This is a genomic window from Streptomyces sp. CC208A, assembly GCF_030010625.1.
Classification (GTDB): domain Bacteria; phylum Actinomycetota; class Actinomycetes; order Streptomycetales; family Streptomycetaceae; genus Streptomyces.
The window spans coordinates 29146-41518 of sequence record NZ_JASCXN010000025.1 but is presented as its reverse complement, the minus strand read 5'-3'; the positions used below and the strand labels follow the sequence as shown (position 1 = coordinate 41518).

Genomic DNA, 12373 nt, shown 5'->3' with positions numbered 1-12373 from the left:
GTTTCGCTCCAGGGGAAGTGCTGGGTAAGGCACCACCGCGCCGACCCCACGCCGTCGGCTGTGACAGATCTGCTAGAACACGCGTATGGCCTACAGGTTTGTTGCGAACATCGCCTACGGATGGCACGAGAAGCTTCCGCCGGGCATCTACGTTCCGACCGCCGGAGTCGCCGAGTCGGGAGACGAGGAGAGCTTCGCGCTTGAGTTCCAGGGCGGCTTCGGGGAACCGGACGAACAGAACATCCGCCTCGGCATGGATTCGTACTGCGTTGTCACCCCCGACCAGAACACCGCGTACGGATGTGTCCGCAAGGTGGAGCTGGAAGGGAACCTCCTGCGGGTCACGTTCGACCCCGCGAGCCTGGACGACCTGTACCTGAACGATTCGGTGGTCGAGGCGGTCCTGCATGCGCCGGTCGAGGACGTGGCCCGAATGAGAGAAGCACTTACGCGCATCCTCGCCTATGGCCGTACCGACGCGCTGCCGACCTTCATCGCAGCCTGAATCCGCAGACACGCGCCCGATCCGGATCTCGTCGGCACGGGCCACCTCAAGTGGTCGGCATTCAGCCAGCTATCAAACATCCGTGCCAGGATGAAACGCTCTTCGAGACGCGGTTTCCCGTCCTGGAAACCGGAACCCCTTGCCGCACGTGCGTCCTGCCCGGAACCATCGGAGACACCTACGAGAAGGGGATCGTCGTGAAGGTGACCATGCTCGCGAAGAGCTGCGACAAGCGGGACTGTCCCACCATCTACAAGACCGACCGGGGCACGATCCTCGTGCAGGGGGAGACCCCGACCGACCACGGGCTCGACATTCCCGATCACGAAACCCTCGTGGAGATCCCCGTGGAACTGATCCGGCAGGCGTTCGGAGATGCGACCAGTGCCTGACCGCACCCTGGGCGACATGTTCGACAGCTTCACCCGGGAAGCGTTCCGGCTCGAAACGCTGGACGACTACAGCCGCTCTGGCAGCGTCGACGCCTACCGGTCGTACCTCGACGGACGGCCCAAGCCGGACGACTACAACGTCGACTGGCTCGAAGACATCCGGGCATGGACCCGCTCGGGGCGACGGGTCTACCGCGTCCACGTCCTCAGCCGCCCCCTCACCCCGTACCTGCGTTTTGAGCTGGGGTGGGGCTACGTCACGAACGCGACGGCCGGGGAAGAGTTCTTCATCCTCGACGTGACCGACCAGGACAACCCCCTTGAGAGCGTCGGGGACTTCTGGCTCTTCGACTCCACCACGCCCGTGCCCATGCGCTACACCGACGACGGCGAGTTCGCCGGGGCGAACGTACTGACAGACGACGACGGAGCCGAGTACACGGCCTACAGGGACACGGCCATGGCGCACGCCGTGCCGTTCGCCGACTGGTGGGCCGAGCACGCCGAGTGAACCGTTCAGAGCTTGGGGCCGCGCTGCGGGCGCTGCGGATGGGTTCCGGGAAGGAAGCCAAAGCGGTTGCCCGCAGCGCCGTCATGTCGGCAAGCAAGTTGAGCAAGATCGAGACGGGGAAGCTGGCCCCGAGCGCGGATGACGTGGACCGCGTCCTGACCGCGATCGGCGTCTCCGAGGCCGCCAAGGAAGAGTTCTTGGAGGCCGCCCGCGCGGTGGCCACAGAGGCCACAGCATGGCGTTTGATCCAGCGGGCGGGACTCCACAAGGCACAGGAGCGTCTGAGGGTCATTGAGGCCAACATGAGACTCCTTCAGGTCTTCCAGCCGGCACTCGTGCCGGGCCTTCTCCAGACCCCCGAGTACGCCCGCGCGATCCTGTCCCGGCATGACGACCTGACCGAAGAGACTGTCCGGCGCACGGTGGCGGCACGACTCGAACGGCAGGCCACCCTCTACGACACTGCCAAGACGTTCCGGTTCGTCATCACGGAACCGGTGCTGCGATGGCTCATCGTCCCGCCCATGGTCATGGTCGGGCAGCTCGACAAGCTGATCTCCGTCACTCGGCTCCCTCACGTAGACCTCCGCGTCGTCCCCCTCGCGGGACCCAAGCACGACATCCCGAACCACGCGTTCGTCATCAGAGACGACCGGGCTGTGACCGTCGAAACCGTGCACGCGGAAGTAGTGGTGACCGACCCCCGGGACGTAGCCCTGTACGTCGCGAAGTTCGACGGCTTCGCCCAGGAGGCCGTTACCGGAACAGAGTTGGTGGCGCTGCTCGAAGCCATCCGGGACGAGCTTTTGAGGTAACGGGAAAGCCTCTGGAGCACCGTCGTCTTCGGGACGACTCTGGACGGCATGGCGACCACCGACATCACGGACGAGTACGGCACGCACGCCCCGGCCGGGCAGGCGTGCCACAGGTGCAAGCAGCCCATTCGGCGGGACGAGCGGGTACGGCGCGGATTCGTGACCGGTACCGACTCCGGGGCCCCGGCCAACGTCGTCTATCGGCACTCGGGCATCCAGTGCCCGCAGCCGTCGTGATCACCAAGAGGGATGTCGGGAAGCTCGTCCAGGACGCCCATGGACGCGTCGGCATCCTGCGGGACGTGATCAGCGACTACGAGGACCCGGCCGTCATGCCCAGCGAGCGCCGCCCCCGGCGCATGGCGTTCCTGCGGCCCGAGAACGGCGGTAGGGAGTGGTTGGTGTCCCCGAGCATGGTCAGCCGCCTGGAAGCGTGATCACCACGCACCACTGCCACCGGTGCGGCTGCCGGGTCCTCGGCGTGAACGGCCGGTACTTCTGCACCAGGTGCGAGTACGCCAACCCGTCGAGCGAGGGCACGGCCCCGCTCCCCCAAGCCCCGCCCCTGCCGTGACCGACGCCGACCGGCACGGCGGGGCGGATCTCTGCAAGTCCACTCACACAGTCCCCTACCGGCAGCGTGCGCGCTGCCCGAACGGAGGCCCCACCGTGAGCAACACCACCACCCGGCCGACCACGGCCGACCTGATCACCCCGGAGCTGTGCGCCCGCCTCGTCGCGGACGTGCGCAAGATCTGGCCCGAGCTCACCGACGACATGGGCCGACGTGGCGTGGACCAGATGGTCTCCTTCCTCGTCACCGCCGCCCACAGCACCGAGCCACTGTCCCCGTCGCTCCGCGTCGATCTGTTCTGGCACGCGTTCATCACACGGACCGTGCCCTACATCGCCTTCTGCAAGGCCCTCGGCCTGGAGTACATCCACCACGTCCCCGAGGACGACGAGACCGGCACCGACCCGGAGGCGGGGCGTACGGCCTTGGCGGCGACGAAGGACGCCATCATCGCGGCCGGGTACGGGATCGACCCGGAGTTCTGGCCGGGCGAGGGCGTCGCCGACTGTACCCAGTGCCACGCCGGCTGCCACAACAGCCCCAAGAAGTAGCCCGGTCGGGCGGACAATGACCGCCCGGGCATGGCACCGCCCCCAGGGCCCGCTCGGCCCTGGGGGCACCGCTGCATCGCAAGGAGACACGTGTACGACGTAGAGGCATGGGACCAGTGGGCCAAGGACAGGCCAGGCCGACAGGGAACCAACGCGGCCGGTGAGACCACGTGGTTCAACTGGACGATCCACCCCGACCACGGCCCCGGTGTCGAAGTCCTCGGGGACATCGGTCCCGGTACCCACGTGCTTGAGCTCGGCTGCGGATCCGGCGGCAACCTTGCTCACGTCGCCACCCTCGGAGCCGACGCGGCCGGTATCGACCTGTCCCCTGTGCAGGCACGGGCAGCCGGAGGCAGGTACCCGCATCTCACGGTGCACGTGGCTGACGCGCGCCGGTTCCTCGCCGCGTCCCCAGCCCTGTACCACGTCGTCTACAGCGTCTATGGCGCATCCTGGTTCACCGACCCCGACGAACTTCTTCCCCTGGTGCTCTCCACGCTCGCCCCCGGCGGCCGGTACGCGTTCTCCCAGAACCCTCCCGCGCTCCCTGGCTGCGTCGGTCCGCAGGCCACGCAGATGAAGTCGCCTACGCCCGGTGAACCGCTGTACGTCAAGCGCTGGGACTACGAGCCGGACGACTGGGAGAAGCGGATGAAGGAGGCCGGGTTCGTGGACGTACAGGCCCGGATCATCGCGCCGCCGCCGGGGCGCCGGGCGGGCACGCTCCTGGTGACCGGCGACAAGTCGAAGTAGCCCTGTAGCGCCGGCCGCGCTTGGACGCTGTGGGAGTAGTCCTTGTCGTCTGAGAAACAGGCGGTGAGGAGTACGCGCGCCATGTTCAGCACTCCCCCCCCCGGGTCGGCAGGCTCCGCATCCGGTGTGCGGTGTTCCGGTGACCTCCGGCCCCCGCGCACCACTGACCGCACGAACCAGGAGAGGCCGGTGCACCACCGGGCGGGCACCCCCAGAAGGGGTGCCCGCCCGGAACGGCAGATCGGCCGGCCGTACCGCGCGTCAGCCCACGTGCCAGCAGGTGGCGTCGAAGTCCGCCACGTGGACACTGCCCGCCGAGGCGTGGAGCTCGCTGAACCAGCAGCCGTCCACGTCACCGGCGTGCGCGGCGGCGGGGAAGGCGGCGATGAAGCCGACAGCGAGCAGACCGGCCAGAGCGATCGAGATGCGCCGAAGCATGTTCTCTCCTTCGAGTTGGGGCACTCGCCATGACTCTTCAACACCCCCCACCCCGCCGCACGCCGAGAAGCGCGATCGGGTGGCGGGCCCCGCAGGACGCCCCGGCACGCCCACCCCGCCCCAGACCCTGGGCCGGTTCCGGCCAGGGCGGCCCCCTGCCCCCGGCGGTGGCGATCCCAGCCGCCACCCCGCCCTCCAGGGTCGGGTCAGGAGCAGTCGGGCGGTGGGTCGGATGTCAGCTCGGCCCAGACGAGCTTGCCGGGGCCGTGCCGGTCGGACACGCCCCACTTCTCCGAGAGCATGTCCACGAGGGGAAGTCCCCAGCCGCCCCCGGCGTCATCCTCCGGCAGGGACATCAACGGCCGTTCCTCCGAGGCGTCGTGGACCTCGACGCGGAGCCCGCCCGCCGTCGCGACGAACCGCGTCTCGATCTCCCGCCCCGGTACGAGCCCGTGCCGGACCGCGTTGGTCAGCAACTCGGAGAGCACCAGGGAAGCCGCGTCCTCGATGATGCCCAGCCCCCAGGCGTCCAGCGCCCTGCGCAGCGCGCGCCGGGCCAGCGGGACGCTCTTCGGACCCTGGTTCCACCTCAGTACGATCAGGCCGTCGTCAGACCGAGCAGTAGGTGTCTGCCTCATCGGGCCACCTCCACGCCGTGGATCAGACGCGGGCCCACGTCGATGCCGTGGACGGCCAGCCACAGGGCCCGTCGCCGTTGCCGCTGCAGTCGATCCGAATCGCGTTTCTCGTGAGCGACCAGGTAGGGGCGTACGAGACGGCTCTCCTCGCCCCGCAGCGCGGGTGGCGTGGTCGGGAGAGTGGCGATGATCGGCTGCGGCGGGGTGACATACCGCCTGTGGCGCCCCGTCGGGGGCAGGAGCAGCAGTAAGAACCAGGCGATGAGGCGGACGATAGGGTTGTTCATGTTGACGCTCCTCTGAAGCGTTGGCCATGCCCCCGGACCGGTCGCGCGGTCGCGGGGGTTTACCTGTTTCGTTGTTTCGCACGCAGGGCGGTGCGATCAGCACGCCGTCGCGCTGTGCGATTGGCGTGTGACTGTGTGCACAGCATGCTCTTGCAGCCATAGAGAATGCAAGGGTTGCAAAATTCCTCGTCGTGTTCGAGTCAGGTTGAGCGCCGGCGAGTTGACCACGCACACTCGCGGGTACCACCCGGCAGAGAAGGGACCGCAGCATGCCGGAGAAGCGACCGCGCCCACCGACCGTCAGACTCCGCCGCCTTGCAGCTGAGTTGAGGAAGCTCCGTGCGTCGGCGGGGCTCACGCGAGAGGACGTGGCTGAACGGACCGGGATCAACGAGGTGACGCTCTACCGCATCGAGCGGTCCCGTACGCGACCTCAGAAGCGCACTCTCATCGGCCTGTTGGATCTGTACCAGGCCGACGATCGGCGACGGGCCGACCTGTTGGCACTCCAGAGCGGTTCGAACGACCAGGGGTGGCTGCGGCCGTACCACTCGGAGCTGCCCGAGGAGTACACCGCGTACATCGGTTTCGAGGCCGAAGCGCGGACGGTCCGGAACTACGAGTCGCTGTTCATCCCCGGCCTCGCCCAGACGGAGTCCTACGCCCGCGAGGTCATCAAGGGCGTGTTGCCGACGGCTAGCCAGAAGGAGATCACGCAGCGGGTCCAAGCGCGTATGGAGAGGCAGGCCGTCCTCACCAAGGAGCGTCCACTCCAGCTGTGGGCCATCGTGGACGAAGCCGCCCTGAGCCGTCGGGTCGGAGGGCCGAGCGTCATGCGGGAGCAAGTGAGGCACCTGCTCCGACTCGCCGAGGAGCCGAACGTGATTTTCCAGGTGATCCCCTTCGACAAGGGAGCGCACGCGGGGATGACCGGAAGCTTCGTGCACATGGACTTCCCGGATGCGGACGACCCGGAGCTCGTCTATCTGGACACGCCCGCCGGTGACCTGTTCCTGGAGTCGGAGCCGGAGCTCCGGCGCTACAAGTTGATGTTCGAACATCTGCAGGCAGTGGCTCTGGGACCGAACGACAGTGCTGACCTGCTGGCTAAGGTTGCGGAATCGAGAAGGTGAGGGGGAGAGGAAGTGGGTGGAGTGCAGCACGATCCTGCCGAGCTTGTGTGGCGCAGCAGCAGCCACAGCAGCGGGAACGGCCAGTGTGTCGAGGTCGGGGACGGCCTTCCGGGCGCTGTGCCGGTACGTGACAGCAAGGTGGCCGCAGGGCCTCGACTGGCCTTCGAGGCGCATGCCTGGACGTCGTTCGTCCGGGCCTTGAAGGACAGCCGGCTGGGTTGACCAGGCGGGTGCGGCGCGGTGAGTTCAGGGGCGCCGACGGCAATAAGGAGTGGTCCTCGGGGTGGGTCGCGGCGCACCCTGGGGCCATGCCCGTCGCCGCCCAGCACCCCACGTACCAGATCCGCGCCGTGTACGACGACGCCACCGTGACCGTCTACCAGGCGTACGCCCCTGCCCTCGGCGTGCCGGCCGCCCGGGACGGGCGGTTCCCGGCGGCGTGGAAGCGGGAGCGGATGACGTGGATCAAGCCCTCGTTCCTGTGGATGATGTACCGCTGCGGCTGGGGCCTGAAGCCGGATCAGGAGACCGTTCTCGCCGTCGGCATCAGCCGCGAGGGCTTCGAATGGGCCCTGCGCCACGCCTCCCTCTCCCACTACGTGCGCGGCTTCCACACCGACCGGACCGCCTGGCAGCAGGAGCTGCGCCGCTCCCCGGCCCGCGTGCAGTGGGACCCCGAGCGCGACCTCCGGCTGAGGCCGCTGGCCCACCGTTCGCTCCAGCTCGGGCTGGCCGGGGAGGCGTCCCGGCGGTACGCGGACGAGTGGACGGTCGCGATCCGGGACGTGACCCCGCTCGCCCACGAGATCCACGGCCTCGTACGGGAGGGGCGCCTCGCGGAGGCCGGGCGGCTGCTGCCGGGGGAGCGGCCGTACCCGGTGCCGGAGGGGCTTCTCGGGCGGGTGGATCCCGGGGGTCAGGGGGTCGGGAAGGACCAGGTGCGCATCGTGAAGACGCCCTCGTCGGCGGCGCCCGCCGACGCGTAGGTGCGCAGGGCGGGTCCGTTGTCCGTGTCCACGCCGACCCACATGCCGTAGCAGCCGCGCGCTTGGGCCTCGGTCGCGAGGGCTTCGGTGAGGGCACGGCCGATGCCGTGGCGGCGGTGGGGTTCGTCGACGGAGAGTTCGTACAGGCAGAGTTCCACGCCCTTGTCGGGGTGGTGCATCTCGATGCCGGAGACGAAACCGGCGGGGGCGCCGTCGTCCGCGTAGGCGATCAGGAGGACGTGGCCGGGGGCGGCGAGGAAGGCCGCCGCCCAGTCCTCGCGGGGCGGCGCGTCGTACAGGTGTGCCGCCGCGAGCAGTTCCGCCACCGTGGTCGCCCGCCGGATCTCCACCCTGCGCCTCCTTCGCGTACCGCGGCTGGTGTACGGGACGGTACCGCGTACGACCGGAGGCGGCCGCCGATTTCCGACCTGGGCACCTCGGGGCGGGGCTTCCGGGCCGCCTAGGCTCGGGGCATGCAGCTGAGACTTCCCCGCAAGGGCCTGCGGCGGTGGGCCGTGGCCGGTGCCGTGCTCGCCGTGCTCCTCGGCGGCGGCGGGACCTGGGCCGCCGTCGCCCTGGACGAACCGCCGCCCGTCCACCGCGCGGACCGGGGCCTCACCTTCGACGGGGCACGGATCGACACCTCGTACTTCACCGGCGGCGGCACCGGCCGCAGGCCCGCCGTCCTCCTCGCCCACGGCTTCGGCGGCTCCAAGGACGACGTCCGGCCCCAGGCCGAACGGCTCGCCCGGGACGGCTACGCCGTCCTCACCTGGTCGGCCCGCGGCTTCGGCGCCTCCGGCGGGAAGATCGGCCTCAACGACCCGGAGCGCGAGGTCCAGGACGTCCGGAAGCTGATCGACTGGCTCGCCGACCGGCCCGAGGTCCTGCTCGACGGGGACGGGGACCCGCGGGTGGGCGTCACCGGGGCCTCCTACGGCGGCGCGATCTCCCTCCTCGCCGCCGGCCACGACCCGCGCGTCGACGCCGTCGCCCCGCAGATCACCTACTGGAACCTCGCCGACGCCCTCCTGCCCGAGGGCGTCTACAAGAAGCTGTGGGCCGGGATCCTCTTCTCCATGGGCACCGACCCGCGGGGTGGTGCCTGCGGGCGGTTCGCCCCCGAGATCTGCGCCCTGCGCGAGCGCGTCGGCGTCTCCGGTACGCCGGACGCCGCCGCCCGCGCGCTCCTGGAGTCCCGCAGCCCCTCCGCCGTCGGCGACCGCGTCAAGGTCCCCACCCTCATCGTCCAGGGGCAGAGCGACTCCCTCTTCACCCTCGACCAGGCCGACGCCATGGCCCGCGCCCTCGCCGCCAACGGCGCCCCCGTGGCGGTCGACTGGACCGCCGGAGGGCACGACGGCGGCGACCGGGAGAGCGGGCGCGTCGAGGACCGGATCGGCGCCTGGTTCGACCGCTGGCTGAAGAAGGACGCCTCCGTCGACACCGGGCCCGCCTTCCGCGTCAGCCGCACCGGCGGCGTCGACTCCACCAACGGCCGCGCCACCCTCCGCGCCGCCACCGCCGACCGCTACCCGGGCCTGCGCGCGGGCACCCGCGAGCTCGTCCTCGCCGGGCCGCCGCAGCGCTTCACCAACCCGGCCGGCGGCGCCCCGCCCGCCCTCTCCGCCGTCCCCGGCCTCGGCGGCGGCGTCTCCGGTCTCTCCTCCTCCCTCGGCGTCGGCCTCGCCCTCGACTTCCCCGGCCAGCACGCCCGCTTCGACGCGGCTCCGCAGACCGCGCCGCTCCGGATCACCGGCACCCCGACCGTCCGCGTCAAGGTCACCTCGACCGCCGCCGACGGCTCCGCCGTCCTCTTCGCCAAGGTGTACGACGTCGGGCCCGACGGCCGGCAGCAGGTGCTGCCCGCCCAACTCGTCGCCCCGGTCCGCGTCGAGGACGCGGGGAAGGGCCGGTCCGTGACCCTCACCCTGCCCGCGATCGACCACGAGGTGGAGGCCGGCCACCGGCTCCGGCTCGTCGTCTCGGCCACCGACCTCGGCTACGCCTCCCCGGCCGTCGGCGCCGACTACACCGTCGCCGTCGAGAGCCCCCTCACCGTGCCGACCGCGCCCGCCGTCGCCACCCAGGCCGCCGGTCTGCCCGGGTGGGTCTGGGCCCTGCCGCTCCTCGGCCTCGCCGTCGCCGCCGTCCTCCTCCTCACCGCCCGCCGCCGCACCGCCACCCCGGCGCCGGACCCCGAACTCGCCTCCGTACCCCTCCAGATCACCGGCCTGTCGAAGAAGTACAAGGGCGGCGCACGGTATTCGGTCCGTGATCTCTCCTTCCGTGTCGAACAGGGCCAGGTCCTCGGCCTCCTCGGCCCCAACGGGGCCGGGAAGACCACCACCCTGCGCATGCTCATGGGCCTGATCGCCCCCGACGAGGGCGAGATCCGGGTCTTCGGCCAGGCCATCCGCCCCGGCGCGCCGGTCCTCTCCCGCGTCGGCTCCTTCGTCGAGGGCGCCGGCTTCCTGCCGCACCTCACCGGCCGGGAGAACCTGGAGCTGTACTGGAAGGCCACCGGCCGCCCCGCCGAGGACGCCCACCTCGACGAGGCCCTGCGCATCGCCAACCTGGGCGGCGCCCTCGAACGGGCCGTCCGCACCTACTCGCAGGGCATGCGGCAGCGGCTCGCCATCGCCCAGGCCATGCTCGGCCTGCCCGACCTCCTCATCCTCGACGAACCCACCAACGGCCTCGACCCGCCGCAGATCCGCGAGATGCGGGAGGTGATGATCCGGTACGCGGCCGGCGGCCGTACCGTCATCGTCTCCAGCCACCTCCTCGCGGAGGTCGAGCAGTCCTGCACCCACCTCGTCGTCATGGACCGCGGACAGCTGGTCCAGGCCGGACCGGTCGCCGAGATCACCGGCGCGGGCGACACCCTGCTCGTCACCCTCGGCGCACCCGTCCCCGACGCGCTCGTCGAGAAGGTCACCGCCCTGCCGGGCGTCGCCTCCGCCGTCCGTGCCGAGGACGGCCTCCTCGTCCGCCTCGACACCACCGGCCCCGACGGGACCACCGGCAGCGCCGCCGCCACCGCGCTGATCGGCGAACTCGTCCGCCTGGACGTCCCGCTGACCGGGGTCGGCCCGCACCGACGCCTGGAGGACGCCTTCCTGACCCTGATCGGAGGATCCGCATGACCGCGACGGCCACCGGCCCCGGCCCCGAGGCCCTCGCCCCCGGCTACCGCCCCGGGCGCACCCTGCCGCTGCGCGTCGAGGCCCTGCGCCAGTGGAAGCGCCGCCGCACCCTGGTGATGGCCGGGGTGCTCGCCGCCCTGCCGTTCGTCCTGATCGTCGCCTTCGCCATCGGCCGCCCCGACGGCGACGACCGCGGCGGCCGGATCACCCTCATCGACACGGCGACCGCCTCGGGCGCCAACTTCGCGGCGACCTGTCTCTTCGTCTCGGCCGGTTTCCTCCTCGTCATCCCCGTGGCGCTCTTCTGCGGCGACACCGTCGCCTCCGAGGCCGGCTGGTCCTCGCTCCGCTATCTGCTGGCCGCTCCGGTGCCGCGCGCCCGGCTGCTCGCCGCCAAGCTGACGGTCGCGCTCGGCTACAGCGCCGCGGCGCTCTTCCTCCTTCCGCTCCTCGCCCTCGCCGCCGGCACGGTCGCCTACGGCTGGGGTCCGCTCCAGCTGCCCACCGGCGGTTCGCTCCCGGCGGGGGAGGCCGTCCTCCGCCTCGGTGTCGCCACCTCCTTCGTCCTCGTCTCCCAACTGGTCACCGCGGGCCTCGCCTTCTGGCTCTCCACCCGCACCGACGCCCCGCTCGGCGCGGTCGGCGGAGCCGTCGGCCTGACCATCGTCGGCAACGTCCTGGACGCGGTCACCGCCCTCGGCGACTGGCGCGACTTCCTGCCCGCGCACTGGCAGTTCGCCTGGATCGACGCCCTCCAGCCCCGCCTGGAGTGGGGTGGCATGGTCCAGGGCGCGTCAGTCTCCGTGACCTACGCCCTGGTCCTCTTCGCCCTCGCCTTCCGGGGCTTCGCCCGCAAGGACATCGTGTCCTGACCCCTGACCCCTGACCCCTGAACCTTGAGCTCCGGTCCTGGCCGGGGCTCACAACCACCCCCTCCGAGCCGCTTCCGCGCCCGCGCGGAAGCGGCTCGTCGTCCCCAGGGCGGCCATCAGCTCGCCCACCCGCCGGCTGTACGTCCGCGCCGACATGCCGAGCCGAGCCGCCGCCGTCTCGTCCGTCAGCCCCGACAGCAGGGCATCCAGGACCGGCCGCAGCTGCTCCGGCGGCCCGCCCGAGGGCCGGGGCGGCGGAATGCGCCACAGCTCCTCGGCCGCCGTCCAGGAGGCCTGGTGCGCCCGTACCAGGGCCTGCACCACCACCGGGTCCCGGATCAGCAACAGGCCGTTGTACAGCAGCTCCAGATCGAGCGGGACCGCCGCCACCGTCCGGTCCACCACGATCAGCTTGAACGGGATCGCGTCGGCGCACCGCGCCCGCCCGGGTATCCGCGGCCCGCCCTCCAGCCGGGACAGGGCGTGCCGGGGCACGATCCGCCGCACCTCCCCGGCCCGCTCCGCCGCCGCCCGCATGCACGCCTCCGCCAGCTCCAGGAAGGGCTCGGGGATCGCGCGGTCCGCCGAGGCCACCGGGTCGTCGAAGGTCAGCAGCTCGTGCCGGGTCGAGGCGGCCAGCCCTGCGAGCGCCGCGCTGATGCGCCGCGCCCCCCGGACCGGGCGCCCCGCCGGCCGCTGTCCCTCGGTCACGGCCCGGTTCATCGCCGAACGGGCGAGCACCACGGAGCCCGCGCTCTCTGCCACC

19 protein-coding genes are annotated in these 12373 nt (G+C 71.2%); 14 read left to right on the top strand and 5 right to left on the bottom strand.

The annotated features are described in order from the left end of the window. The first annotated feature begins 85 nt into the window (after window positions 1-85). The 9 genes from QK442_RS24670 (at window position 86) to QK442_RS24630 (ending at window position 4104) form a co-directional block, all read left to right on the top strand. Window positions 86-505, top strand: coding sequence for an Imm10 family immunity protein (locus QK442_RS24670; RefSeq protein WP_282696236.1), 420 nt, complete (start codon window positions 86-88; stop codon window positions 503-505). Between the two features lie 197 nt (window positions 506-702). Next, a complete protein-coding gene (locus QK442_RS24665) occupies window positions 703-897 on the top strand; it encodes a hypothetical protein (protein WP_282696308.1) in 195 nt (64 codons plus the stop codon). Next, the gene (locus QK442_RS24660; protein WP_282696235.1) at window positions 881-1408 is read left to right on the top strand and encodes a DUF6879 family protein; all 528 of its coding nucleotides are present in this window, start codon (window positions 881-883) and stop codon (window positions 1406-1408) included. Before QK442_RS24665 ends, QK442_RS24660 begins: the two co-directional genes overlap by 17 nt. Then, window positions 1405-2223: a helix-turn-helix transcriptional regulator gene (locus tag QK442_RS24655; RefSeq protein ID WP_282696234.1), complete on the top strand. Its 819-nt coding sequence runs from the start codon at window positions 1405-1407 to the stop codon at window positions 2221-2223. Before QK442_RS24660 ends, QK442_RS24655 begins: the two co-directional genes overlap by 4 nt. 48 nt (window positions 2224-2271) lie before the next feature. Beyond that, a complete protein-coding gene (locus QK442_RS24650; protein ID WP_282696233.1) occupies window positions 2272-2460 on the top strand; it encodes a hypothetical protein in 189 nt (62 codons plus the stop codon). Next, on the top strand, window positions 2457-2660 hold the full coding sequence (locus QK442_RS24645) for a hypothetical protein (RefSeq protein ID WP_282696232.1): 204 nt from the start codon (window positions 2457-2459) through the stop codon (window positions 2658-2660). The genes QK442_RS24650 and QK442_RS24645 overlap by 4 nt, the downstream gene beginning before the upstream one ends. After that, window positions 2657-2797 carry a hypothetical protein gene (locus QK442_RS24640; RefSeq protein WP_282696231.1) on the top strand — a complete coding sequence of 47 codons (141 nt, stop codon included), beginning with the start codon at window positions 2657-2659 and terminating at the stop codon, window positions 2795-2797. Before QK442_RS24645 ends, QK442_RS24640 begins: the two co-directional genes overlap by 4 nt. Window positions 2798-2892: 95 nt before the next feature. Beyond that, the gene (locus QK442_RS24635; RefSeq protein ID WP_282696230.1) at window positions 2893-3348 is read left to right on the top strand and encodes a hypothetical protein; all 456 of its coding nucleotides are present in this window, start codon (window positions 2893-2895) and stop codon (window positions 3346-3348) included. Window positions 3349-3438: 90 nt separating this feature from the next. Continuing rightward, window positions 3439-4104, top strand: coding sequence for a class I SAM-dependent methyltransferase (locus QK442_RS24630; RefSeq protein ID WP_282696229.1), 666 nt, complete (start codon window positions 3439-3441; stop codon window positions 4102-4104). 261 nt (window positions 4105-4365) lie between these two features. Here the strand turns inward: QK442_RS24630 and QK442_RS24625 are convergent, their stop codons facing one another. From QK442_RS24625 to QK442_RS24615, 3 genes are all read right to left on the bottom strand, one after another. Continuing rightward, a complete protein-coding gene (locus QK442_RS24625) occupies window positions 4366-4542 on the bottom strand; it encodes a hypothetical protein (protein WP_282696228.1) in 177 nt (58 codons plus the stop codon). Window positions 4543-4748: 206 nt separating this feature from the next. After that, the gene (locus QK442_RS24620; protein ID WP_282696227.1) at window positions 4749-5180 is read right to left on the bottom strand and encodes an ATP-binding protein; all 432 of its coding nucleotides are present in this window, start codon (window positions 5178-5180) and stop codon (window positions 4749-4751) included. After that, entirely contained in the window at window positions 5177-5467 is a 291-nt protein-coding gene (locus QK442_RS24615) for a hypothetical protein (protein ID WP_282696226.1), read from the bottom strand. Before QK442_RS24615 ends, QK442_RS24620 begins: the two co-directional genes overlap by 4 nt. Before the next feature lie 269 nt (window positions 5468-5736). On the opposite strand from QK442_RS24615, the gene QK442_RS24610 reads away from it, so the two are divergent. From QK442_RS24610 to QK442_RS24600, 3 genes are all read left to right on the top strand, one after another. Next, a complete protein-coding gene (locus QK442_RS24610; protein WP_282696225.1) occupies window positions 5737-6600 on the top strand; it encodes a helix-turn-helix transcriptional regulator in 864 nt (287 codons plus the stop codon). Window positions 6601-6612: 12 nt separating this feature from the next. Continuing rightward, window positions 6613-6822 carry a DUF397 domain-containing protein gene (locus QK442_RS24605; protein ID WP_349239679.1) on the top strand — a complete coding sequence of 70 codons (210 nt, stop codon included), beginning with the start codon at window positions 6613-6615 and terminating at the stop codon, window positions 6820-6822. An 86-nt stretch (window positions 6823-6908) separates the two neighbouring features. Next, the gene (locus QK442_RS24600; protein WP_282696223.1) at window positions 6909-7586 is read left to right on the top strand and encodes a DUF4291 domain-containing protein; all 678 of its coding nucleotides are present in this window, start codon (window positions 6909-6911) and stop codon (window positions 7584-7586) included. Here QK442_RS24600 and QK442_RS24595 read toward each other — a convergent pair. Continuing rightward, window positions 7517-7936, bottom strand: coding sequence for a GNAT family N-acetyltransferase (locus QK442_RS24595; RefSeq protein ID WP_282696222.1), 420 nt, complete (start codon window positions 7934-7936; stop codon window positions 7517-7519). The genes QK442_RS24600 and QK442_RS24595 overlap by 70 nt on opposite strands. Window positions 7937-8059: 123 nt before the next feature. Between QK442_RS24595 and QK442_RS24590 the strand changes: the two genes are divergently transcribed. Both QK442_RS24590 and QK442_RS24585 read left to right on the top strand, forming a co-directional pair. Continuing rightward, window positions 8060-10735 (top strand): alpha/beta fold hydrolase, encoded by a 2676-nt coding sequence (locus QK442_RS24590; RefSeq protein WP_282696221.1) that lies wholly within the window; start codon window positions 8060-8062, stop codon window positions 10733-10735. Further along, window positions 10732-11607: an ABC transporter permease gene (locus QK442_RS24585; protein WP_282696220.1), complete on the top strand. Its 876-nt coding sequence runs from the start codon at window positions 10732-10734 to the stop codon at window positions 11605-11607. The genes QK442_RS24590 and QK442_RS24585 overlap by 4 nt, the downstream gene beginning before the upstream one ends. Window positions 11608-11655: 48 nt before the next feature. Here the strand turns inward: QK442_RS24585 and QK442_RS24580 are convergent, their stop codons facing one another. Further along, complete coding sequence (locus tag QK442_RS24580) at window positions 11656-12372, bottom strand: DNA-binding response regulator (protein ID WP_282696219.1); 717 nt, start codon at window positions 12370-12372, stop codon at window positions 11656-11658. Between the last annotated feature and the right edge of the window lies 1 nt (window position 12373).

Bases quoted from the DNA above. Each gene is read 5' to 3' on its own strand.
- QK442_RS24670 (WP_282696236.1), top strand. From the start codon at position 86: ATGGCCTACAGGTTTGTTGCGAACATCGCCTACGGATGGCACGAGAAG.
- QK442_RS24660 (WP_282696235.1), top strand. From the start codon at position 881: ATGCGACCAGTGCCTGACCGCACCCTGGGCGACATGTTCGACAGCTTC.
- QK442_RS24650 (WP_282696233.1), top strand. From the start codon at position 2,272: ATGGCGACCACCGACATCACGGACGAGTACGGCACGCACGCCCCGGCC.
- QK442_RS24625 (WP_282696228.1), bottom strand. From the start codon at position 4,542: ATGCTTCGGCGCATCTCGATCGCTCTGGCCGGTCTGCTCGCTGTCGGC.
- QK442_RS24620 (WP_282696227.1), bottom strand. From the start codon at position 5,180: ATGAGGCAGACACCTACTGCTCGGTCTGACGACGGCCTGATCGTACTG.
- QK442_RS24615 (WP_282696226.1), bottom strand. From the start codon at position 5,467: ATGAACAACCCTATCGTCCGCCTCATCGCCTGGTTCTTACTGCTGCTC.
- QK442_RS24610 (WP_282696225.1), top strand. From the start codon at position 5,737: ATGCCGGAGAAGCGACCGCGCCCACCGACCGTCAGACTCCGCCGCCTT.
- QK442_RS24600 (WP_282696223.1), top strand. From the start codon at position 6,909: ATGCCCGTCGCCGCCCAGCACCCCACGTACCAGATCCGCGCCGTGTAC.
- QK442_RS24590 (WP_282696221.1), top strand. From the start codon at position 8,060: ATGCAGCTGAGACTTCCCCGCAAGGGCCTGCGGCGGTGGGCCGTGGCC.
- QK442_RS24585 (WP_282696220.1), top strand. From the start codon at position 10,732: ATGACCGCGACGGCCACCGGCCCCGGCCCCGAGGCCCTCGCCCCCGGC.